Below are 23402 nucleotides of genomic sequence, written 5' to 3' on the forward strand. Positions count from 1 at the left end.
GAAGGGTTCGAAAAATTCGCCACGCCGCCCTCTGCCAAGAGTGACAACATGTACAACTTACCCGATCAACGCGGCCATTTCGGCCCCTATGGCGGCACGTTCGTTGCCGAAACGCTGGTGCACGCACTCGACGAGCTGCGTGCTGCCTACGAGAAGTTCCAGAAAGATCCCGACTTCGTCGCCGAATATCAGCGCGAGTTGAAGTATTTTGTCGGCCGTCCGTCGCCGATCTATCACGCGCAGCGTTGGAGCGAGCTGCTCGGCGGCGCGCAGGTGTTCCTCAAGCGCGAGGACCTGAACCATACCGGCGCGCACAAAGTGAACAACGTGATCGGCCAGGCCCTGCTCGCCAAGCGCATGCGCAAGCCGCGCGTCATCGCCGAGACGGGCGCGGGCCAGCACGGCGTCGCCACCGCCACGATCGCCGCGCGCTTCGGGATGGAATGCGTCGTCTACATGGGCGCCGAAGACGTGCGCCGCCAAGCCGCGAACGTCTACCGGATGAAGCTGCTCGGCGCGACAGTGGTGCCGGTCGAGTCCGGTTCGCGCACGCTGAAGGACGCGCTCAACGAAGCGATGCGCGACTGGGTCACGAACGTCGAGAACACCTTCTACATCATCGGCACGGTGGCCGGGCCGCACCCGTATCCGATGATGGTGCGCGACTTCCAGCGTGTGATCGGCGACGAATGCAAGGTGCAGATGCCCGAGCTGACCGGCCGCCAGCCCGACGCGGTGATCGCCTGCGTCGGCGGCGGCTCCAATGCGATGGGCATCTTCTATCCGTATATCGACGACGCGTCGGTCAAGCTGATCGGCGTCGAAGCGGCCGGCGACGGCATCGAGACCGGCCGCCACGCCGCCTCGCTGACCGCAGGCAGCCCCGGTGTGCTGCACGGCAACCGCACGTACCTGATGCAGGACGAGAATGGCCAGATCATCGAGACCCATTCGGTGTCGGCGGGCCTCGACTATCCGGGCGTCGGCCCCGAGCACGCGTGGCTCAAGGACAGCGGGCGCGCCCAGTACGTGACGATCACCGACGACGAGGCGCTGAAGGCGTTCCACGACTGCTGCCGGATCGAAGGCATCATTCCGGCGCTCGAGTCGAGCCATGCGTTGGCGTACGCGGCGAAGCTGGCCCCGACGCTTGGCCGTGACAAGCACTTGCTCGTCAACCTCTCGGGGCGCGGCGACAAGGACATGCACACGGTCGCCGAGCGATCGGGCATCCAGTTCTGAGCGCCGCGGCGATGCGCGACCTGTTCGACGAATTCGACGAGCCGCAGCCGGCCGCCGCTGCCGGGGCGGCCGAGCGGCCGCCGGCGAAAGCGAAGGCACAGTCAGAGCCGAGGCTGCAATCACAGGCCCCGGACGCGGTCCCCGCCATGGAGACCGAGGAGACCGCGCCGCCAGTTGCAACGGCGGCGTCGCCCGATTTGCCTGAGCTTCCGCGCGGCATCGACATTCGCAACCGCGATTTCCTGACCGATGCGGCAAGCGTGCCGGACGCGTCGATTGACCTGATCGTCTCCGATCCGCCATACGGGCTCGGCAAGGACTACGGCAACGATTCGGACATGCTCACGGGCGAAGCCTTCCTCGCGTGGACGCGCGGCTGGCTCGACGTGGCGGTCCCGAAGCTGAAGCCTTCCGGCTCGCTCTATATCTTCTGCACCTGGCAATACGCGCCTGAAATCTTCTCGTTCCTGAAGACGAAGCTCACGATGGTCAACGAGATCATCTGGGACCGGCGCGTGCCGAGCATGGGCGGCACGACGCGCCGCTTCACGTCGGTGCACGACAACATCGGCTATTTCGCGGTATCGAAGGATTACTACTTCGATCTCGACCCGGTCCGCATCCCGTACGACGCCGCCACCAAGAAGGCCCGCTCGCGCAAGCTGTTCGAAGGCAGCAAGTGGCTGGAGCTTGGCTACAATCCGAAGGATGTCTGGTCGGTCTCGCGCCTGCATCGTCAGCATGCGGAGCGCGTCGATCATCCGACGCAAAAACCTTTGGAAATCGTCGAGCGCATGGTGCTCGCGAGCTGTCCGCCGGGCGGTCGAGTACTCGATCCGTTCATGGGCAGCGGCACCACGGCAGTCGCCTGCGCGCGTCATGCGCGCGAGTTCGTCGGCTATGAGATCAACGAAAGTTACTGCGCGATAGCGCGCGAGCGCGTCAGCGCCGTCTCCGGACGGCTCGAAGCGTCCGCTGCGCCCGTTGCGGGCTAGGCCCGCCGGTTCGTGCATCAGCTAACGATTCCAGAGAAAATTCCATGTCCCGTATTCAAAACACACTCGCGGCGCTCGCCGCACAGGGTAAGAAAGGGCTGATCCCGTTCATCACCGCGGGCGACCCGGACCCAGCGAAGACCGTCGACTTCATGCACGCGCTCGCCGCCGGCGGCGCGGACGTGATCGAATTGGGCGTGCCGTTCTCCGACCCGATGGCCGACGGCCCAGTGATCCAGCGCTCGTCGGAGCGGGCCCTCGCGCGCGGCGTCTCGCTGCGCCAAGTGCTCGCCGATGTGAAGCGCTTCCGCGAGCGCGACGACAAGACGCCTGTCGTGCTGATGGGCTATGCGAACCCGATCGAGCGGATGGGCGCCGAAGCGTTCGCCGCAGCGGCCAAGGAAGCGGGTGTCGATGGCGTGCTGGTTGTCGATTATCCGCCGGAAGAGTCGGTCAACTTCGCTGAACAGATGCGATCTGCCGGCATCGATCCGATATTTTTGCTGGCGCCGACCTCGACCGAGGAGCGCATCGCCCAGGTCGGCAAGATCGCAAGCGGGTACGTCTACTATGTGTCGCTAAAGGGCGTGACCGGCGCCGCAAATCTGGACGTTTCCGATATCGCGAGTAAAATCCCGGCCATCAAGTCGCGCGTACCCCTGCCGGTGGGCGTCGGCTTCGGCATCCGCGACGCCCAGACGGCGCGCGCCGTGGCCGAAGTCTCCGATGCCGTCGTGATCGGCAGTCGTATCGTGCAGTTGCTCGAAGACACGGCGCCCGAGGCTGCCGCAGAGAAGCTGACCCAGTTCATCGCCGAAATCCGGCGCGCGCTGGACAGCATCGGCGCAACTGCCGCTTAATCACGGTATTCAGCGCGATATCCACCTTCATCCGGTTCGGGCGTCCGCCGGTTTTCGCAGTTGCCCGCCTCGCGCGGTGCGGAAACCGGAGCATCGCAGCATGTTGCGGGCGCCGAACCTCTATAAGGACACACGATGAGCTGGCTCGACAAACTGTTGCCGCCGAAAATCAAGCAGACCGATCCGAAGAGCCGCAAGGGGATTCCCGAAGGCCTGTGGGTCAAGTGCCCGTCGTGCGAAGCGGTGCTGTACCGCAACGACGTCGAGGCTAATCTGCACGTCTGCCCCAAGTGCAGCCACCACATGCGCATCGGCGCGCGCGAGCGTCTCGACAGCCTGCTCGACGCCGAAGGCCGCTATGAGATCGGCCAGGAGATCGTGCCGGTCGACGCGCTCAAGTTCAAGGACAGCCGCAAGTATCCCGATCGCATCAAGGAAGCGATGGAGGATACCGGCGAGACCGACGCGATGGTCGTGATGGGCGGCGCGATTCACACGCTGCCGGTCGTCGTCGCATGCTTCGAGTTCGCGTTCATGGGCGGCTCGATGGGCTCGGTGGTCGGCGAACGCTTCGTGCGCGGTGCGCAGAACGCGCTCGAGCAGCAGGTGCCGTTCATCTGCTTCACCGCTTCGGGCGGCGCGCGCATGCAGGAGAGCCTGCTGTCGCTGATGCAGATGGCGAAGACGACTTCGATGCTCACCAAGCTGGCGGACGCGAAGCTGCCGTTCATCTCCGTGCTGACCGATCCGACGATGGGCGGCGTGTCGGCGAGCTTCGCGTTCCTGGGCGACGTCGTGATCGCCGAGCCGAAGGCGCTGATCGGCTTCGCCGGCCCGCGCGTGATCGAGCAGACCGTGCGCGAGAAGCTGCCGGAAGGCTTCCAGCGCGCCGAGTTCCTGCTGCAAAAGGGCGCGATCGACATGATCGTCGATCGCCGCAAGCTGCGCGAGGAGATTGCGCAGTTGATCGCGCTGTTGACGCGGCAGCCTGCCGACGCAGTGGCTTGAGAGCGATAGCGTTATCGATCGGCCGCTCCGTGAAACACCGCGCCGGATAGCGAAAGCAGTCCATAAACACGCGCGCCGCTTGAATCGGATTCAAGCGGCGCGCTGTCATTTCCGCGATAATTACGCGTTTCAGAAAGCGGGCGTTCGACCGCACAACCGATTCATCCGATGATCACATTCCCCACCCTGGACGCCTGGCTGGCGCATCTCGAGACCGCGCATCCGGTCGGCATCGACATGGGGCTCACCCGCATCGGTAAGGTCAAGGACGCGCTGAAGCTGTCGTTCGAATGCCCGGTGATCACGGTCGGCGGCACGAACGGCAAGGGCTCGACCTGCGCGATTCTCGAATCGATCCTGCTGCGCGCCGGCTACAGCGTCGGCTGCCATACGTCGCCGCATCTGCTCGCGTTCAACGAACGCGCACGCGTGAATGGCCAGATCGCCACGGATGAAGACCTCCTGCCGCATTTCGAAGCGGTCGAGGCCGCGCGCACGAGCTTTGCGGAAGCCGTCTCGCTGACCTACTTCGAGTTCACGACGCTCGCGATCATGCATTTGTTCGCCTCGCGCGGGCTCGACGCCGTGATCCTCGAAGTCGGCCTCGGCGGCCGGCTCGACGCGGTCAACATCATCGATACCGATTGCGCGATCGTCACGAGCATCGACATCGATCACACCGAATATCTCGGCGATACGCGCGAGAAGATCGGCTTCGAGAAAGCCGGCATCTTCCGCCCCGGCAAGCCGGCAGTCTGCGGCGATCCCAGCGCGCCGCAGACGCTCGTCGATCATGCGGAAAAGATCGGCGCCGACCTGTGGCTCTTCGGGCGCGATTTCCGCTACGAAGGGCAGGCGGGCAGCGAGCGCCAGCAATGGAGCTACGTCGGCCGCACGCTGCGGCGCTCGGCGCTCGCCTATCCGGCGCTGCGCGGCGCGAATCAGCTGATCAATACGTCGGCGGCGCTCGCGGCGCTCGAGGCGCTGCGCGAGCGGCTGCCGGTATCGGCGCAGGACATCCGCCTCGGGCTCGCCAACGTCGAGCTGCCGGGGCGCTTCCAGGTGCTGCCGGGCAAGCCGTCGATCGTGCTGGACGTGGCGCACAACCCGCATGCCTCCGCCGTGCTCGCGCAAAATCTCGGCAACATGGGCTATTTCCCGTACACCTATGCGGTCTTCGGCGCGATGCGCGACAAGGACATCGCAGGCGTGCTCGCACACCTGAAGGGCGAGATCGACCACTGGTGCGTGACCGACCTGCCGCTGCCGCGCGCCGCCTCGGCGGCGGACCTCGAAGCCGCGCTGCGCCAGGCGGGCGTGACCGATGGCGCGGACCGCAGCGTGACGCGCTTCGCCACCCCTGCCGACGCATATCAAGATGCGCTAAAACGCGCGTCCGAGAATGATAGAATCGTGGTTTTCGGCAGTTTCCATACGGTAGCGGGCGTCATGGCCTATCGTAAATCGCAGCAACACTGACGCGTCAGCCTCGAACACAGCCACCATTCATGGGACTTTTCTCGTTCGGCAACAAAGACGACGCGCCTGGCCGGCGCGGCGCGAATGCCAGCTCCCGCCGCAGCTCTCGCACTGAGTCTTCCCCCGGGGCGCGTGTCGAGCGCCGAACCCGGCGCACGGAACGCGCGGGCGATGTCGACGCGATGATGCTCGATCCCACCCTCCCGGAAAAACAGCGCGCGCGGCGGCGTCTCGTCGGTGCAATTGCGCTGGTGGTCGCGGCGGTCGTCGTGCTGCCGATGGTGCTGGATTCGCACCCGAAGCCCGTCACCGACGACATCTCGATCGATATTCCGAACCGTCCCGCGCACGAGGCGCGGGCCGCGGGCGACGACGATACGCAAGCGGGCGTCGCGCCCGACAATCCCACGCCGGAGGCGACTGCGGCGGCATCAGGCGTGGCGCTGGCCGCGCCGTCGGCCAGCGTCGCCGGCGCCGACAAGGCCGCGGCGAGCGGCCTTGTCACTCAGCAGGCGGCCGCGCAAGCCAATTCGAAATCGCCTGTGCAAAGCAGCGGCGCTCAGGCCGCGGGCCAGTCGACGAAACAGGCCGCGAACACGGCAGCGCCTCAAGCTTCGACGAAGAAGCCTGCCACGGCGCCCGCACAAAGCGCCGCCGCGAAACCGCAGGCGCCCGCTGCGCAACCCGCTCAGCAATCCGCTGCGAACACGGCCGCCCCGAGCGCGCCCGATGCCGATTCCGGCACGCCTGCGGCACCGCTCGGCGCGCGCTTCGCGGTGCAGCTCGGCTCGTTCCCGGACGACGCGACCGCGCGCAATTGGGCGGCGAAGCTGAAGGCCGCAGGCGTGCCCGCCTACACCGAACACTATAAGCAGCCGAACGGCTCGATGCGCACGCTGCTGCGCGCCGGCCCGTTCGCCGATCGCGCGGCGGCGTCCGCGGCCATCGCGAAGGTGCGCGAGGCCGGCCTCGCCGCGAACGCGGGCTCCGGCTCTGCGCAATAAGGGGCGCCAAGACCGATGCTCACCGCGTTCGACTACGCCGTGATGGCCGTGATCGGTCTGTCGGCGCTGCGCGGGGCGTGGCGCGGCTTGCTGTCCGAAGTGTTCGGGTTGATCGGCTGGATCGCGGCTTTTTTTATCGCCTGCCGTTGTGTTGGGCTCGTGGTGCCCTATATTCCAGCTAACTGGCCGGGCGGCCCATTGACGCAATGGGTGATCGCCTTCGCCTTGATCGCCGTCGGCGTCGTGCTGGTGGCCAGCGTCGCGAATGCGCTGCTCGCGCGGATCGTCGAAGTGAGCGGCCTGGGCGGCGTCGACCGCTCGCTCGGATTGATGTTCGGCCTCGCGCGCGGGGTCATATTGGTGGTGCTCCTGGTCGCCGTTGCCGGCTTGACCGAGCTGCCGCAACAGGAATTCTGGCGCAAGGCGCTGCTGCGGCCGTATGCCGAGCAGGGCGTGCGCGAGCTGAAGGCGCTGCTTCCCGAACCGCTTGCCGATTACGTCCGCGTTTGACCCGGCAGCGTGCAGTGACCCGGCGGTTACCTTTTTCGTATCTTTGAAGGACATGCCATGTGCGGCATCGTAGGCGTAGTTTCCCAGTCCCCGGTCAATCAGCTGATCTATGACAGCCTGCTGCTCCTGCAGCATCGCGGTCAGGACGCCGCCGGCATCGCGACGGCGAACGGCAGCAACTTCCACATGTACAAGGCCAACGGCATGGTGCGCGACGTGTTCCGCACGCGCAACATGCGCAGTTTGCCCGGCACGTGCGGCATCGGCCAGGTGCGTTACCCGACCGCGGGTTCCGCGTCGAGCGAGGAGGAGGCCCAGCCGTTCTACGTGAACGCGCCGTTCGGCATCATCCTCGCCCACAACGGCAACCTCACGAACTGGCAGCAGTTGAAGGACGAGATGTTCCGCGTCGACCGCCGCCATGTGAACACGAACTCCGATACCGAAGTGCTGCTCAACGTGCTCGCGCATGAGCTGCAGCTCTCGAGCTCGGGCCTGCAGCTCGATCCGGCGGCGCTGTTCAAGGCGGTGTCGGGCGTGCATCGGCGCGTGCGCGGGTCGTACGCGATCGTGTCGCTGATCGCCGGCTACGGCCTGCTCGCGTTCCGCGATCCGTTCGGCATCCGTCCGCTTTGCCTCGGCAAGCAGGAAACGGTGCATGGCGTCGAGTGGATGGTGGCGTCGGAATCGGTGGCGGTGGAAGGCATCGGCTTCGAGTTCGTGCGCGACCTGGCGCCCGGCGAAGCCGTGTTCGTCGATCTCGACGGCAACCTGCACAGCCAGCAATGCGCGGACAAGCCGAGCCTGAATCCGTGCATCTTCGAATACGTCTACCTGGCGCGGCCGGACTCGGTGCTCGACGGCGTGCCCGTCTACAACGTGCGCCTGCGCATGGGCGACTATCTCGCCGAGAAGATCAAGCGCGAGTTGCCGGACGTCGCGATCGATGTCGTCATGCCGATTCCCGATTCGTCGCGCCCGGCGGCGATGCAGGTTGCGGCGAAGCTCGGCGTCGAGTATCGCGAAGGCTTCTTCAAGAACCGCTACGTCGGCCGCACCTTCATCATGCCGGGCCAGGCGGTACGCAAGAAATCGGTGCGCCAGAAGCTCAATGCGATGGCGATCGAGTTCAAGGGCAAGAACGTGCTGATCGTCGACGATTCGATCGTGCGCGGCACCACTTCGCACGAGATCGTGCAGATGGCGCGCGATGCGGGCGCGAACCAGGTGATCTTCGCGTCGGCGGCGCCGCCCGTGAAGTACCCGAACGTCTACGGCATCGACATGCCGACGCGCGGCGAGCTCGTTGCGCACGGCCGCACCGACGACGAAGTCGCGAAGATCATCGGCGCCGACTATCTCGTCTACCAGGACGTCGACGCGCTCAAGCAGGCCGTGCACGACATCAACCCGGCGCTGTCGCATTTCGAGGCCTCGTGCTTCGATGGCGATTACATTACGGGCGACATCACGACCGAGTACCTCGACAGCATCGAGCGCGCGCGTCTCGCGCCCGCTTCGCAGTCGGATCGCGATGCGGCCAGCGAGGCAATCGACGGCGGCACGACGCGTTCGCAATTGCACTTGCAGCTGTCGGTGGAGTGAGCGTGAGGCGCGAATGCCGCCAGCCATGCTAGGATGCGGTTCAGCGTCGATTTGATTTCAGCTTGCGGACGCGGGGCTACCCCGAAACAGCTAAAGCGAAAGGGCGGGGTTACCGCCCGACGCTCACCGCTGTGACCGCTCCCGAAGCCCGCTTATGCCGACGCGAAGCGGGCTTTTTGCTGGCCGCCGTTTTTGCATGCCTGCAAGCGCGGCTGCCAGGAATCTTGGTTGCGAGCACCGATGAAACGCGAACGCGGCGCATCGGCGCTCAAGTACGGAACACAACGCGGAAAAGACAACGAATATGGACGACTCCCTGAACTTCGACACTCTCGCCGTGCGCTCGGGCACATTGCGCTCCGAATACAACGAGCATTCGGAAGCGCTTTTCCTCACGTCGAGCTTCTGCTTCACGAGCGCGGCACAGGCGGCCGAGCGCTTCAAGCACTCGGAGGATTACTACACGTACTCGCGCTTCACGAATCCGACCGTGACGATGTTCGAAGAGCGCTTGGCCGCGCTGGAGGGCGGCGAGGCGTGCATGGCGACGGCCTCGGGCATGAGCGCGATCCTCTCGGTCGTGATGGCCGCGATGCAGGCAGGCGATCACATGGTCAGCTCGCGCAGCCTGTTCGGCTCGACGCTCGGCATGTTCTCGCAGATCTTTTCGCGCTTCGGCATCACGACGACCTTCGTCGATCCGAACGATCTCGACGCGTGGAAGAACGCCGTGCGTCCCGAGACGAAGATGTTCTTCCTCGAGACGCCGACGAACCCGCTCTGCGAGCTCGCCGACATCGAGGCGATCGGCAAGATCGCGAAGGCGTCGAACGCGATCTTCGTCGTCGACAACTCGTTCTGCAGCCCGGCGCTGCAGCAGCCGCTCAAGCTCGGCGCCGACGTCGTCATGCATTCGGCGACCAAGTTCCTCGATGGGCAGGGGCGCGTGCTGGGCGGCGCGCTGGTCGGCTCGAGGGCGTTCATCATGGAGAAGGTGTTTCCGTTCGTGCGCAGCGCCGGGCCGACGCTCTCCGCGTTCAACGCGTGGGTGCTGCTGAAGGGGATGGAGACGCTGTCGCTGCGCGTCGAGAAGCAGTCGGCGAATGCGCTCGAAGTCGCGCGTTTTCTGGAGGCGCATCCGGCTGTGCAGCGCGTCTGGTATCCGGGGCTCGAATCGCATCCGCAGTACGAGATCGCGAAGCGTCAGCAGAGCGCGGGCGGCGCGGTCGTCGCGTTCGAGCTGAAAGGCGACACGCCCGAGAAGCTGCGCGAAAACGCCTGGCGCGTGATCGACAGCACCAAGATCTGCTCGATCACCGCGAACCTCGGCGACACGCGCACGACGATCACGCATCCGGCGACCACGACGCACAGCCGCGTCGCGCCGGAAGCGCGAGAGGCCGCGGGCATCACGGAAGGGCTGATTCGCCTGGCCGTGGGGCTCGAGAACGCGGGCGATATCTGCAAGGATCTGGCGCGCGGGCTCGAAGGCTGAAAGGCCTGACCTGAAGGAGTGGGATAGGGCTTTTAAGGCGCATGCCTTCGCTTTCGTTGCGAAGGCATGCGCCGCACGTCAGGTGGAATGCTTGTCGATCCAGAGGACCGCCGAGTACACATTCGGCTGCCTGCCGATGAGGTCCTGCTCGCCATGCGTGCCGCCGGTGTAGCCCAGGATGTCGCGCATCCAATAGGGACCGAGCAGGTTTTGATACTTGGTGATCGAATAGCCTTGCAGCACCGCAAGCGCGCCAACCGACAACGGCGTGGCGCTCGACGTTCCCGAAAACGTGCTTGTGTAATTCCTGTCGTTGGACACCCTTTGCAGGCCGCCGTAGCCGGTGGTCGCCACGCTCCAGTCACCCCATGCATTGACGAGAGACGTGTAGTGCCCGTAGTTCGAGAAAGACGCGCGGCGGCCGGTGGTGCTGATGCACGCGCCGGCAAGCATGCTGCCGCTGTCGCCGTAGTCGTTGATCAAGCCGTATTCAGGGCTCAGGTTCTGCCCGCCGTTGCCCGCGGCAACGACGACCGTCGCACGGAGATTGGATAGGGCAAAGATCTTGTTCCACCACGCTTTGCTGTGGATGACGGGCACATGGACGCCGTTCAAGGAAAACTGAATGTCGAGCCCGACAATATCGCCGGGTTGCGCATCTCTCACGATCTTGTCTAAATCGCCCGTATCGTAAAAATAGAATTGGCAATCGTAGGCGATGCCGGTGACGCCGAAGCCGTTGTTGGTCGCGGCGATACACCCGGTCGACGCGGTGCCGTGGTTGCAGTCGTTGGTTTCCGGGCGGCTGTTGACGACGGTGATATTGCCGAGATCCTCATGGTTGCGGTACACGCCGTAATCGAGGTGGCGCACCGTTGCGCCCCGGCCGGTTGCCCCGGCTGTCCACGCGGCGCGAACGTTCAGGGCGATCGTTTTGGTGGTGGCCCAGTCGCCGAGATACTTCTGCCGCGACGTGAAATCGGGCGTCACGTCGCCGAGCGCGAACGGCGGGCTCGGCTCGGCCGCGCCAGTGCCGGCGCGCGGCGGTTCCTCCGGCGGTTTCATGCCGGTCGTGTCGGGTGTCACCGAGCAGTAGATGACGTAGTCGAGCGTTTCGAGCTCTTGCGCGAGCGGGATCAGTTCGTCGCGCGCGATCGCCCCGTGGATTCGGTAGAAATGGGCGAAATGCGTGCCTCCGTGCTTCGCGATGACTTCCGGCGAATAGACCAGCGAGAAGCTGAGCGCTGGCTTCAGTTTGAGAAAGGTCGACAGCGACGAACTGCCGACTTCATTCTGCAGTTTGTCGAGCCCGCCCGGCTGCAGCTTGATTTCGAGGTAATAGTTCTCGACGTTGTCGTAGAAGCAGTGCCCGCCTTTCAAGCTCTTGGCAGGGGCCGCCTGGGCGGATGCCGGCTGCGGGCTCGTGGCGGGGACCAAGAGCGGAGCCGAGTCGACGATCGACGTCGAGCCGTCGGCGAGTTTGATATGGGCCTTGGCCTGGTAGGCGCCGGGCGGCTGCTTGTCGAATTGCGCGGTTTCGCCGGGGCGGATGGCGTCCCGCTCGGCGACGACCACACCGTCCTTCAGCAACTGATAGCGGATCGATTGAACACGCTCGGCGCCGCTATAGCGGACAAATACGGCGCCGTCGAAATCCAGACTCTTGAAGATGAGAAGTTCCGTGGTCATGGCTGGGCCTTTCGTCATATGCGAATCGGATCATAAAAATGCATTCACGGTATTTTCAGCCGGAACGATATCTTTCGATATTCCGGTAATAACGTGAAATGCGACGGACCCCTTTTGCATAAAAGGGCGAAGGGGTGCAGACCTATCTTTCCAAATACTCGTTTCTTTATAACGGATTCAGCGCAACTGCCTGTAGACGATATGAAATTCGGCCCGCTTGATCAAGGTGTTTTTATATTTTCTATATTTCTCATCAAGGCAGTCGTCGCGGCGGGATTCGATTTTTATTGGATCTTTAATTATTTAAATTGTATTTTTGATTTGAAAGGATAAAGGCGTCCGTGACCTTTGGGAGGGCGATAATGCAAATTTCAACGACGGTAATGGCGCGCGGATTGCGGCAATCCTAGTGCCGCCCGGCGCGCCACTGTCCAGGCGCTCGCCCGAACCGTCTCGTGAACGCATGCGTAAACGCGCTCTGGTCGCCGAAGCCGACTTGCAGCGCGACGTCGCTCAACGTGTTGCGCGGATCGGCGAGCAGCGTGATCGCCGTATCGAGCCGCAGGCGCTGCAGATAGCGATGCGGCGTTTCTCCGAACGCGTCATTGAACAGCTGGTGGAAGCGGCGCATGCCGAAGCCGCAGTGCGCGGCGAGGTCCGCTATACGCAGCGGCTCTGCCAGACGCGCGCGCAGCCAGCGGTCGATCCGCGCGTAATCAAGGCCCGCTGCGGGCAGCGTCGTGTTCGGATCGGCGACGAGCGCAGCGCACAGGCGTGCCGCCGCGTCCCAGTGGAAACGATGCGCATCGAGCGCGTCGCCCGAGAGCGTATGGCCTGCCGCGCTTGACGCGACGTTGCGCACGAGTACGGTCAGCGCAGCGTCGATCGGCACGGCGCGGGCGCGCTCGAAGAGCCGCTCGGGCACCGCGAGCGACGTCGCGGGCAAGTCCAGCACGAGCTGGCGGTTCTCGCCGATGCCCACATAGTCGTGACGCGCGCCGGCCGGCACGAGCCACGCGGAGCGGCAGTCGATGCGCTCGCCGACGCCGTCCACCGCCATCTCCATCGAACCGTCGAGCCCGAGCACGATCTGGTGGAAACCGTGCACGTCGGACGCTTCGACGCCGCCAAAGCGGCGCAGCGAAACGGCCGGCGACAGCAACGGTTCGTGGGAATGGGCGGTGCTCATACGAGGCGCATCAAACGTCGAGCAATTCGACTTCGAACACGAGCGTCGCATTCGGCGGAATCACGCCGCCCGCGCCGCGCACGCCGTAGCCGAGTTGCGGCGGAATCGTCAGGCGCCGCACGCCGCCGACCTTCATGCCTTGCACGCCTTCGTCCCAGCCCTTGATGACCATGCCGCCGCCGAGCACGAAGGCGAACGGGTCGTTGCGGTCCTTGCTCGAATCGAACTTCTGGCCGTCGGTGAGCCAGCCGGTGTAGTGGACGCTGACAGTTTTACCGGCGACGGCTTCGGCGCCGCTGCCTTCGGTCAGATCTTCATACTTCAGACCGGATTCGGTGGTGACGATCGACATGGAAATCTCCCGTAAATATCGAAAACCGCCATTGTAGGCGTTAGAGCACCAACGCGCGGGCTGTCGCGCAGTGTGCCGTGCCTATAATTGTCTCTTGCTTCCTTTACGTGTACGAGGGTCGACTGTGACGCCTTCCCCTGCTGCCGATGCCGCACTCGACGAGCGCTTCGCGCGCCTGCGCGCCGAGGCGGCGCTCTTCATGCGCGATCACGTGCTGTCGCTGGTCTCGCACGATTTGCGCAGTCCGTTGAACGCGATTCATAGCTGGGCCTACGTGCTCGAGCGCAAGATCGATAGCGCCGATGCGACCGCGCAGCGCGCACTGGCGGGTATCCGCTCCGGCGTCGAACAGCAGGTGAAGCTGCTGGAGGATGCGGTCGACAACACGCGTGCGCAGACCAAGACGCTCGCGCTTGCGCGTGCGCCGTTCGCGCTGCGGCCGCTGCTCGAGCAGGTTGCCGCCGAAGCGCGCGTGATGCTTGCCGACACGCGGCAGGTCACGCTCTCGGTCGTGTCGCCGCTCGACGCCGAAACGCTCGACGGCGACCGCGAGCGTTTATCGCAGGCGCTGTGGGTGATGCTGATGTTCGCGGTCGAAGCGAGTGCGCCCGGCGGTGTGGTGACGCTTGGCAGCGTGGTCGATGGCGGCCATTGGCAAGTCGAGATCACGCATGCGATGAGTTTCGCCGCGCTTAACAGCGCTGAGTTGCCGCGCGCGTTCGAACCGTTCGCCTGCAAGCAGGCGACGCAGCCGCGCGACGCCGGACGGATCGCCTGGGTGCTGGCGTTGCCGCAACGCGTCGCAACGGCTCACGCCGGCAGTTTGACGCAGGGCGATAGCGTCGATGGCGCGCCGTCCACGCTGACGTTGCGCGTTCCCCTCGCGGGTTGAGCTTGCAAGAGGTGCGCATGACGCGCCCCCCGCGCACCGGATTCGGCTGCGGCCGAGTCGAATCGAATCGATCATCTCGCCCGCCGTTTTCTCTGCTCCGGCCACGACCCGCTCTATACTGAGCCCTTTCGTTTCCGGAGCCCATTGCTTTGATTCAGATCGTCGCCTTGATCGGCGCGTTGTTGCTGGTTGCCCTCAACGGTTTTTTCGTCGCTGCCGAATTCGGCCTCGTCAAATTGCGGTCGACGCGCGTCCAGGCGCTCGCGCGCAAGAACGGCATCCGCGGCAGACTGCTCGCCACGGTGCACAAGCGGCTCGATGCCTACCTCTCCGCCTGTCAGCTCGGCATCACGCTCGCCTCGCTCGGCCTCGGCTGGATCGGCGAGCCGGCCTTCGCGGACCTGCTCTCGCCGGTTTTCAGGCTCCTCGGCGTCACGTCGCCCGATCTGACGCATGCAATCTCGCTCTTCTTTGCGTTCACCGTCATCTCGTTCCTGCACATCGTCGTCGGCGAGCTGGCGCCGAAGTCGATGGCGATCCGGCAGTCCGAGCAGGTCGCGCTGTGGGTGGCGGTGCCGCTTTACGGCTTCTATTGGGCGATGTATCCGGCGATCTGGCTGCTCAATACGAGCGCGAACGCGGTGCTGAAGATCGCTGGCCTGGAGGCCGATCACGGCGGCGATTCGCACTATTCGACCGACGAGCTCAAGCTCATCCTGCGCAGCCGCCGCGGCGCGGGCGGCCCCGCGCCGCGCGTCGCGTATAACGCCGACGAATGGAACACGCTCGCGCATTCGCTCGATTTCTCGTCGATGACGGTGTCGGACCTCATGCGCCCCGCGCACGAGATGATCGGTCTGCGGCGCGACGTGCCGTTGCGCGAGAACATGCAGGTCGTCGCGCGCCACCGGTTCAGCCGCTATCCGCTGTTCGAGGATGCGTCGGGCGAGCGCGTCGCGGGGCTGATCCACCTGAAGGACTTGCTGCTCGCGCGTCATGCCGGTTCGACGCTCGAGGATCTGTCCGATTACGCGCGGCCCGTGCAATACGTGAGGCCCGATACGCCGGCGCTCGAGCTGTTTCGACGCTTCCGCCGCGGCGCGCCGCATTTTGCGCTCGTCGGCCACAAGAACCATAAGCCGATCGGCTTCTTGACGCTCGACAACCTGCTCGGCGCGCTGGTCGGCCAGATTCACGACGAATTCCGCCAGGGCGATGCCGATTGGTCCCGCATGGACGACGGCACGCTGATCGGCAAGGGAAGCCTGCCGGTGGTTTCGCTCGAGCGCGTGCTCGGGATCGATATCGACGAGGGATCGGCGGAATCGGTAGGGGGGCTCGTGATCCATGCGCTCAATGATTTGCCGTCCGAGGGACAGCGCGTGGAGTTCGAGCGCTTCGATGTCGTCGTGAAGAAGATGCACGGACCGCGGATCGTGCTCGTGCGGGTGTATCCGAAGGTGTTCGAGGATGAGGGTGGGTGAGCGAGGCTTGGGCGACTGTCGATTAATATCTTTTCCAACCTTATCGAGCCGAAAAAATATATTGGACGTCTCACCCGCGCTCTTGCACCATTCGTACCTTCCCGGCGCACGCCCGGACCCCATTCCAATTTCGATAACCACAATCCCCGAGAACACACATGCCTGACTACCGCTCACGCACTTCGACCCATGGCCGCAACATGGCCGGCGCCCGCGCCTTGTGGCGCGCCACCGGCATGAAAGACGGCGATTTCGGCAAGCCCATCATCGCCGTGGTGAACTCGTTCACGCAGTTCGTGCCGGGCCATGTGCATCTGCGCGATCTGGGCGCGCTGGTCGCCAAGGAAATCGAAGCGGCCGGCGGCGTGGCCAAGGAATTCAACACGATCGCCGTGGACGACGGCATCGCCATGGGTCACGGCGGCATGCTGTACTCGCTGCCTTCGCGCGAATTGATCGCGGACTCGGTGGAATACATGGTCAATGCGCATTGCGCCGACGCCATGGTCTGCATCTCCAATTGCGACAAGATCACCCCGGGCATGCTGATGGCCGCGATGCGCTTGAACATCCCCGTCGTGTTCGTCTCGGGCGGGCCGATGGAAGCGGGCAAGGTCAAGTCGTCGGCTGACGGCCAGGTGATCGCCAAGATCGACCTGATCGACGCGATGATCAAGGCCGCCGACCCCAACGTCAGCGACGCCGACGTGGCCGAAGTCGAACGCAGCGCCTGCCCGACGTGCGGTTCCTGCTCGGGCATGTTCACCGCGAACTCGATGAACTGCCTGACCGAGGCGATCGGCCTCGCGTTGCCCGGCAACGGCACGATCGTCGCCACGCATGCATGGCGCAAGGGCCTGTTCGAGCAGGCGGGCCGCCTGGTCGTGGACTTGTGCCGCCGCTACTATCAGGAAGAAGACACGTCGGTCCTGCCGCGCAGCATCGCCAGCAAGCAGGCATTCGAGAACGCGATGACGCTCGACGTGGCCATGGGCGGTTCGACCAACACCGTGCTGCACCTGCTCGCGGCTGCGCAGGAAGCCGGCGTCGATTTCACGATGTCCGACATCGATCGCATCTCGCGCAAAGTGCCGTGCCTGTGCAAGGCGGCGCCCGCAACCGACAAATATCACATCGAAGACGTGCATCGCGCCGGCGGCATCCTCGGCATTCTCGGCGAGCTGGCCCGCGCGGAACTGCTCGACTTGTCGTGCGGCAACGTGCATAGCGGCACGCTGGGTAACGCGATTGCCAAGTGGGACGTCATGGGCGGAGCGGGCGAAGACGCGCAGAAGTTCTTCAGCGCGGCTCCGGGCGGCATTCCGACCACTGTCGCGTTCAGCCAGGAAGCGACCTACGCGTCGCTCGATACCGACCGCAAGACCGGCTGCATCCGCAGCAAGGAGAGCGCGTATTCGAAAGACGGTGGCCTCGCCGTGCTCTACGGCAACCTCGCGGAGAAGGGCTGCATCGTCAAGACCGCGGGTGTCGACGAATCGCAGTGGATCTTCTCCGGGCGCGCGCGCGTTTTCGAAAGCCAGGACGACGCCGTCGCCGCCATCCTGGGCGACAAGGTCGTGGCGGGCGATGTGGTCGTGATCCGCTACGAAGGCCCCAAGGGCGGGCCCGGCATGCAGGAGATGCTGTACCCCACGTCGTATCTGAAATCCAAGGGCTTGGGCAAGACCTGCGCGCTGTTTACCGACGGCCGTTTCTCCGGTGGCTCGTCGGGGCTCGTGATCGGGCATGCGTCGCCTGAAGCAGCCGAAGGCGGCACGATCGGCCTCGTGGAAGACGGCGATGTGATCGAGATCGATATTCCCAAGCGCAAGATGCACCTGGCGGTGTCGGATGAAGTATTGGCGCGCCGTCGCGAAGTGATGGAGGCGCGCGGCGACAAGGCGTGGCTGCCGGTGAACCGTGAGCGCGTGGTGTCGCAGGCTTTGCAAGCCTACGCTGCGCTGGCGACCTCGGCCGACCGTGGCGCGGTGCGGGATATTTCGCAACTCAAGCGGAAGTAAGGTGGAATGGCCCTGTCGCCGTCAGGCGACAGGGCTGAATCGATCGATGAGCCGAGTACTGCCCATCGATTGCCGCGCTGGCCAGCTAACGAATCCGCCAGCGACTTTGCGCTCCGACAATAAATGACAATATTCGGAGTGCAAATGGTTGTGACTAGACAAGTCTACGGAGTATAAGTCCGGACGGACCTGAAAATGGTCCCGCATCGCGGCCTCCCCATCCATGCAATCCTGATGCACCAAGCCGCGCCTTTCAAAACAGCCCGCATGAAGCCATGCCTGTCGCGGAGTACGTGCAAGGAGTTGCCACCGGATGATTATCAGCCCCCCGTTTCTCCCACAACTGGACTCGGCGAAGATTGATCCCACCAAACCCGATACATCCCAGCGCGTCGGTGCTCCCACAAGTCATTCTCCTTCTGGATAGTATTGAATTTGTAAATTAATTCGTTTGTGCTTGCCGCACCAAGAGCTAGAAGTCCTACGCAGCCCGCACCCCTTCCTCAACCAGCACCGCCACCGGCAACGCCGCAAGCGCCTCGCTCACCCGAAGCGCCCCCGCTTCATCCACCTTCGGCGCACCGGGACTCAGCCAATCGAACAGCGCCCGCCCGGCAAGCGTGTTCGGCAGCACGACAACCGTGTCCTCCCACTTCGCCGGCTCGACATGCGGCACGTCGCGTCCCTCGTCGAGCAAGGCCATTGCAAAACGCGTCCCGATCACGATCGCATAGGCATCGCCGTGCTGGCGCGCAAACGCAATCGCATGACGCGCCAGCTTTCCGCGCACCGTCAGCGGAACATACGACCCTTCGAGAAACAGCGCCGGCGACGCCGCGCGCAGCGTCAGCGCGCGGTGCACGATGCCGAGCTTCACGCGTCCGTCGCGCCAGTTCGCAAGTTGTTCGCTCGGCGGCTCGCCCGTCAGCCACGCGTGACGCCGCGCGAAATCGACCGGGCGTCGATTGTCGGGATCGACGAGGCTGAAGTCCCACAGCTCGGTGCCCTGGTACAGGTCCGGCACGCCCGGCGAGGTCATCCGCAGCACGGTCTGCAGCAGGCTGTTCACCGCCCCCGCGCGAGCGATGCGCGCGACGAACGCGGGCAGTTCGTGCAGGAAGCCGTCGCGCCGCTGCGGCGCGAGGATGTCGAGCAGGAAGTCGCGCGACGCCTGTTCGTACGCCTCGTCGCGCGCATACCAGCTCGTGCGCAGCTTCGCTTCGCGCAGCGCCTTCTCCTGCCATCCGGCGACGCGCTCCGCGAGCGCCTTCACGCCGGCCTCGTCGCCCGGATCGAGGTCGAGCGGCCAGCAGCCGGCGAGCGTCTGATACAGCATCGCCTCGGCGGCAGGGCCCGGCGCCCAGTCGCGATCGTTGCCGTCCAGCACGCGCCGCTGCGGCGCGTTCAAGGTCGACCACGCGTGCCGCGCCGCATTCCATTCGTGCGCAATCTCGCTCAGCACCGCGAGGCGCGCGCGCACGTCTTCGCCGCGCTTGTGGTCGTGCGTGGCCGTGGTGAGCATCGTGTGCGGGAAATGCTTCGCGCGTGCGAGGTTGGCGGCGTGGAAGTCCTCGACGGACAGCGCAAATTCTCCCGGGTCCGCCCCGACTTCGTTGCGCGAGAGCAAGCGTCCGTAGCGATAGCAGGCGGTGTCTTCGATCGCCTTGGCGGCGAGCGGCGCGGTGAGCTGGGCGAAGAGCGCGGGCGTCGTGCGCTTCTGGGAGTTCGGCGAGTTCGCATGCTGCGTCGTCTGCGCGGGGTTTTCCTCGCGCTCGCGCGTCTTGCCGCCGAGCCATCCGGCCACGCGTTCGAGCACCTGATGATCGGCGCGCGGCAGCGTCTGTCGCGCGGCCTCGAGCGCCTGGTTGAAGTAGGGCTCATCGTCGTCGGTGCGCTGGCCGTTGAGCAGGTAGATCCGGTACACGGGGAAATGCACGGCAAGCTCGGCGACTGCGCGGCGAATCGACGTGAGCGTGAAGTCACGCGTCGCCGGGTGATCGCGCGCGATGCGATGCAGTGCGCGCGCCGAGCGATCGAGTTCCGCCGACAAGTGCTCGGTCAAGATCTTGCGCCGCGCGATCAGCGCTTCGTCGGCGAACGAGCGCGGGTTGCCGGCGAGCTCGGCCCATGCGTCGGCGAGCGGCGCCGCGCCGCCGGGGTCGTGCAGCAGCGCGCCGACGTCGTTCATGAAGTCGTAGCCGGTCGATCCGTCGACGCCCCAGTCGACGGAAAGCGGCTCGCGGCGGGCGAGAATCTTCTCGACGATCAAATACGCGCGCCGGCCGTCGATTTGCTGCGGACGCTCGCCTTCGACGTCGAACAGCCGCTGGCGCAGACGCTGGCAGTATTCGCGCGGGTCGGCGAGGCCGTCGACGTGATCGACGCGCACGCCGTCGATCACCCCTTGCGCGAAGAGCCGCAGGATCAGTGCATGGGTCGCCTCGAAAACCTCGGGGCGCTCCTGGCGCAAGGCGGCGAGCGTGCTGACATCGAAGAAGCGCCGCCAGTTCACTTCGTCGGCGGCGGTGCGCCACCACGCGAGCCGGAAGAACTGCCGCTCGAGCAGGCGATGCAGGCGCTCGCGTCCGCTTGCCGTATCGGGCGCGTAGGCCTGCAGCGCCGCACCGATCGCCGCCATGCCGTGCTCCGTCGCGACGAACTCGCGCAAGGCGTCGCGCGCTTGCTCCGCGCGCGGCTGGTCGGCGGCTTGCGGCGCGAGCCCGGTGAAGCGCTCGGCGAGCGCGGCCAGTTCGGGCTGGTCCACGGTCTGCAGGATCGGCGCGTATTCAGCCGGACAGATCGGGAACACATGATGCGCATAGGCGGCGAAGAATCGTACGGCATCCCGATCGAATTGCAGCGTGATCCTGCCTGCTTCGAGCTCTTCGCCGTAGGGCGCGCCGAGGCACGGCGCGAGCGCCTTGCCGCGCAGCGCCGGATCGGGCGAATGCCAGTCGACGTCGAAATGGCGGCCGAACGCGCTGTGCCGTCCCCATTCGAGGATGTCGAGCCACCACGCGTTGTGCGCGCTGCCGATGCCCATGTGGTTCGGCACGATGTCGGCGATGAGGCCCATCTGGCGTGCGCGCGCGGCGTCGGCCAAGCGCAGGAGCGCCGCCTCGCCGCCGAGCTCCGGGTTCACGCGCGTGTAGTCGACGGTGTCGTAGCCGTGCGTCGAGCCGGGCACGGCGGTCGTGATCGGCGACAGGTACAGATGGCTCACGCCGAGCGAGGCGAAGTAGTCGAGCTGCGCGGCGGCGTCGTCGAGCGTGAAGCCTCGATGCAGCTGAAGCCGGAGCGTGGAGCGCGGAACGGTCATGGTGTGGAGCCGGGATTGGGCCTGGGGCCGGATGGCGTGTCCGGCGACGTTTCCGGACGAGCATCGAGGCATGGATTGCCGCGTGTGACATGAGTTCCGGCCGAGCCGGACGGCATAGGCAGGCCGCGCGCGACATCGTCCCGTGAGCGCGCGACGGCCAGCAGCCGGTCCACGAATACCGCATCTGTAAAGAGCTCGTCGACTGAAGCAGCGATGCGCCGCCGCCAGTTCGGATGCTCGTCGATCGAGCCGGGCAGGTTGGGCTGCTCGGCGAGCCCGAGCAGGTCCTCGAGCGGATAGGTGACGAGCGGCGCCGGCGTCGCCGACACGAACGCCAGCGCTTCGTCGACCGGCGCGTGATCGACGCCCGGCGCGCCCACGTCCCGCGGCGCGAGGCGCGCGTCCTGGAGCGCACGCCAGAGCGCATCGCGATCGGCGGCGCGCTCGGCGTGCGCGAGCGCGACCGGGTCGCGGCCGTCGGCGCGCGCGGCGGTTTGCCCGATCCGGTTGCGCCAGTCGATGTCCTCGCCGCGCCACCAGCCGGCGATGGTCGGCAGGTCGTGCGTCGTCGTGGTGGCGAGCGCGGAGCGTCCCCATTCGCCGGGCGGCTTGAAGGACGCGCCGTAATGGCCGCGCTCGAACCACAGCACGCGGATGCCGAGCAGGCCGTGATCGGCGAGCCGCTCGCGAAAGCCGGGCGGGATCGTGCCGAGATCCTCGCCGATCACGATCGCGCGGTGGCGCGCCGATTCGAGCGCGATCAGGCGCAGCAGGTCTTCGGCCGGATAGCGCAGGTAGGCGCCGTTCATCGCCAGCTCGCCTTCGGGGACGAGCCAGAGGCGCCGCAAGCCGAGGATGTGGTCGATGCGGATGCCGCCCGCGTAGGCGAAGGCGGCGCGCAGCATGTCGATGAACGCGGCGAAGCCTTGCGTGCGCATCGCGCGCGGCGAGAACGTCGTGAGTCCCCACGATTGGCCGGCCTGGTTGAAGATGTCGGGCGGCGCGCCCACCGAGACGCTCTGCAGCATGTCGTCGCGATACGACCAGGCATGGCTGCCGGCGCTGTCGCAGCCGACCGCGAGATCGGCGACGAGGCCAACCGCCATCCCCGCGTCGCGCGCCGCGTGCTGGGCGTGCGCGAGCCCCTTGGCCGCGAGCCATTGCAGGAACAGGTGAAACTCGACGTCGTGCCGATGCGCCTGCGCGAACGCTTCGACTTCCGAGCTGCGCGGATCGGCGAGCGGCGCGGGCCATCGGCGCCAGTGTCCGCTGCCGCCAACGGCCAGCTGCGCGGCCATCAGCGCTTCGAAGCGCGCATGGTCTTCGAGCGGCTGGCCGCCGTTCGCGCAAAACGCATTGAATTCGAGTGCGCGCGGGGCATCCTGCGCGCGCTCGTGCGTGCAGAACTGCTCGAACAGCGTGCGCAGCACCTTGAGCCTGACCGTCACCGCGTGCGGCCAATCGATGAGCGGCAACGCTTCGAGTCTCGCCCACTCGTCCGTGAGCCCGGCGGCGTCGAGCGCCGCGTGCGCCGCCTCTGCGCCGAACACGGCGGCCGGATCGATATGCGCGACGTTCAGGTACAGGCGCGACGACGGCGCGTACGGGCTGTACTTGTGCGGATCGGCGCTGAACGCCGCGTGCATCGGGCTGATCGCGAGCGCGTGCGCGCCGCGTTTCGCGCTTTCGATCGCGAAGGCGGCGAGCGCCGAGTAGTCGCCGATGCCGCCGTCTCCGCGGCGGCGCAGGCCGTAGGCCTGCGCGCCGATGCCCCACAGCGCGGCGGGGCGCTCGACGCCGCCCGCGAACGCGCGCCAGGCATCGTCGACGGTGTAGCAGTGCGAGGGCGCGACAGCGAGGCGCAGGTGTTGGTCGTTGATGAAGAGCGTGTGGTAGCCGGGCTCGCTGATCGGCGCGAGCAGCGCGGCCTCGCCTTTCGGGGCCGTGAAGCGGCCATCGATCAGCTCGCCGCTTTCGAGCTCGATCCGGTAGCGGCTTCCCGACTTGATCGCGGCAGCCGGCAGCGCGATCGCTCGCTCGCATTCGGCGGTCATCAGCGGCGGCAGCTTGCGGCCCGAGAGCTCGGCATCGAGCGTGGCCATGCTGTGCTTGGCGTCGGCAGCCGTCCCGCACGGCAGGCCGATGCGCTCGAGCAGCGCGGCGAGCGTGCCTGCCGGCACGCGCCTCGGCATGCCGTGCGCGTCGTCCCATTGGATCTCGAAGCCGGCGCGCTCGGCCAGGCGTTCGACCATGTCGGC

The 23402-nt window shown here is 65.8% G+C and carries 17 protein-coding genes; 12 read left to right on the forward strand and 5 right to left on the reverse strand.

The window, feature by feature from the left end; translation table 11 throughout:
* The first annotated feature begins 48 nt into the window (after positions 1-48).
* The 9 genes from trpB to FAZ69_RS00145 all read left to right on the forward strand — a co-directional run bounded on the left by trpB (position 49) and on the right by FAZ69_RS00145 (position 10198).
* Positions 49-1242: a tryptophan synthase subunit beta gene (gene trpB / locus FAZ69_RS00105; protein WP_136891934.1), complete on the forward strand. Its 1194-nt coding sequence runs from the start codon at positions 49-51 to the stop codon at positions 1240-1242.
* A gap of 146 nt (positions 1243-1388) precedes the next feature.
* Positions 1389-2237, forward strand: coding sequence for a DNA-methyltransferase (locus tag FAZ69_RS00110; protein ID WP_136892462.1), 849 nt, complete (start codon positions 1389-1391; stop codon positions 2235-2237).
* A gap of 44 nt (positions 2238-2281) precedes the next feature.
* Positions 2282-3097, forward strand: coding sequence for a tryptophan synthase subunit alpha (trpA, locus tag FAZ69_RS00115; protein ID WP_136891935.1), 816 nt, complete (start codon positions 2282-2284; stop codon positions 3095-3097).
* Positions 3098-3232: 135 nt separating this feature from the next.
* On the forward strand, positions 3233-4105 hold the full coding sequence (gene accD, locus FAZ69_RS00120; protein WP_136891936.1) for an acetyl-CoA carboxylase, carboxyltransferase subunit beta: 873 nt from the start codon (positions 3233-3235) through the stop codon (positions 4103-4105).
* Between the two features lie 168 nt (positions 4106-4273).
* Positions 4274-5584 (forward strand): bifunctional tetrahydrofolate synthase/dihydrofolate synthase, encoded by a 1311-nt coding sequence (gene folC / locus FAZ69_RS00125; RefSeq protein ID WP_136891937.1) that lies wholly within the window; start codon positions 4274-4276, stop codon positions 5582-5584.
* Positions 5585-5613: 29 nt separating this feature from the next.
* Positions 5614-6588 carry an SPOR domain-containing protein gene (locus tag FAZ69_RS00130; protein WP_136891938.1) on the forward strand — a complete coding sequence of 325 codons (975 nt, stop codon included), beginning with the start codon at positions 5614-5616 and terminating at the stop codon, positions 6586-6588.
* 15 nt (positions 6589-6603) lie between these two features.
* A complete protein-coding gene (locus tag FAZ69_RS00135; RefSeq protein ID WP_136891939.1) occupies positions 6604-7098 on the forward strand; it encodes a CvpA family protein in 495 nt (164 codons plus the stop codon).
* A gap of 57 nt (positions 7099-7155) precedes the next feature.
* A complete protein-coding gene (gene purF, locus FAZ69_RS00140) occupies positions 7156-8703 on the forward strand; it encodes an amidophosphoribosyltransferase (RefSeq protein WP_136891940.1) in 1548 nt (515 codons plus the stop codon).
* 304 nt (positions 8704-9007) lie between these two features.
* Complete coding sequence (locus tag FAZ69_RS00145) at positions 9008-10198, forward strand: O-succinylhomoserine sulfhydrylase (protein ID WP_136891941.1); 1191 nt, start codon at positions 9008-9010, stop codon at positions 10196-10198.
* A 78-nt stretch (positions 10199-10276) separates the two neighbouring features.
* Here FAZ69_RS00145 and FAZ69_RS00150 read toward each other — a convergent pair whose 3' ends face one another.
* The 3 genes from FAZ69_RS00150 to FAZ69_RS00160 form a co-directional block, all read right to left on the reverse strand.
* On the reverse strand, positions 10277-11887 hold the full coding sequence (locus FAZ69_RS00150; protein WP_169708511.1) for a S8 family serine peptidase: 1611 nt from the start codon (positions 11885-11887) through the stop codon (positions 10277-10279).
* Positions 11888-12293: 406 nt separating this feature from the next.
* On the reverse strand, positions 12294-13076 hold the full coding sequence (locus FAZ69_RS00155) for an AraC family transcriptional regulator (RefSeq protein WP_136891943.1): 783 nt from the start codon (positions 13074-13076) through the stop codon (positions 12294-12296).
* A gap of 10 nt (positions 13077-13086) precedes the next feature.
* Complete coding sequence (locus tag FAZ69_RS00160) at positions 13087-13428, reverse strand: FKBP-type peptidyl-prolyl cis-trans isomerase (protein WP_136891944.1); 342 nt, start codon at positions 13426-13428, stop codon at positions 13087-13089.
* A gap of 124 nt (positions 13429-13552) precedes the next feature.
* Here FAZ69_RS00160 and FAZ69_RS00165 point away from each other — a divergent pair, with 124 nt between their 5' ends.
* The 3 genes from FAZ69_RS00165 to ilvD all read left to right on the forward strand — a co-directional run bounded on the left by FAZ69_RS00165 (position 13553) and on the right by ilvD (position 17825).
* Entirely contained in the window at positions 13553-14320 is a 768-nt protein-coding gene (locus FAZ69_RS00165; RefSeq protein WP_240702042.1) for a sensor histidine kinase, read from the forward strand.
* A 149-nt stretch (positions 14321-14469) separates the two neighbouring features.
* Positions 14470-15804, forward strand: coding sequence for a hemolysin family protein (locus FAZ69_RS00170; RefSeq protein WP_136891945.1), 1335 nt, complete (start codon positions 14470-14472; stop codon positions 15802-15804).
* Positions 15805-15962: 158 nt separating this feature from the next.
* Positions 15963-17825, forward strand: a complete 1863-nt coding sequence (gene ilvD / locus FAZ69_RS00175) for a dihydroxy-acid dehydratase (RefSeq protein WP_136891946.1) — start codon at positions 15963-15965, stop codon at positions 17823-17825.
* A gap of 481 nt (positions 17826-18306) precedes the next feature.
* Here ilvD and treY read toward each other — a convergent pair whose 3' ends face one another.
* Both treY and malQ read right to left on the reverse strand, forming a co-directional pair.
* The gene (gene treY / locus FAZ69_RS00180) at positions 18307-21144 is read right to left on the reverse strand and encodes a malto-oligosyltrehalose synthase (RefSeq protein WP_136891947.1); all 2838 of its coding nucleotides are present in this window, start codon (positions 21142-21144) and stop codon (positions 18307-18309) included.
* Positions 21141-23396: a 4-alpha-glucanotransferase gene (gene malQ / locus FAZ69_RS00185; protein WP_136892464.1), complete on the reverse strand. Its 2256-nt coding sequence runs from the start codon at positions 23394-23396 to the stop codon at positions 21141-21143. Before malQ ends, treY begins: the two co-directional genes overlap by 4 nt.
* Between the last annotated feature and the right edge of the window lie 6 nt (positions 23397-23402).

It is taken from the genome of Trinickia terrae (assembly GCF_005144415.1).
Classification (GTDB): Bacteria; Pseudomonadota; Gammaproteobacteria; order Burkholderiales; family Burkholderiaceae; genus Trinickia_A; species Trinickia_A terrae.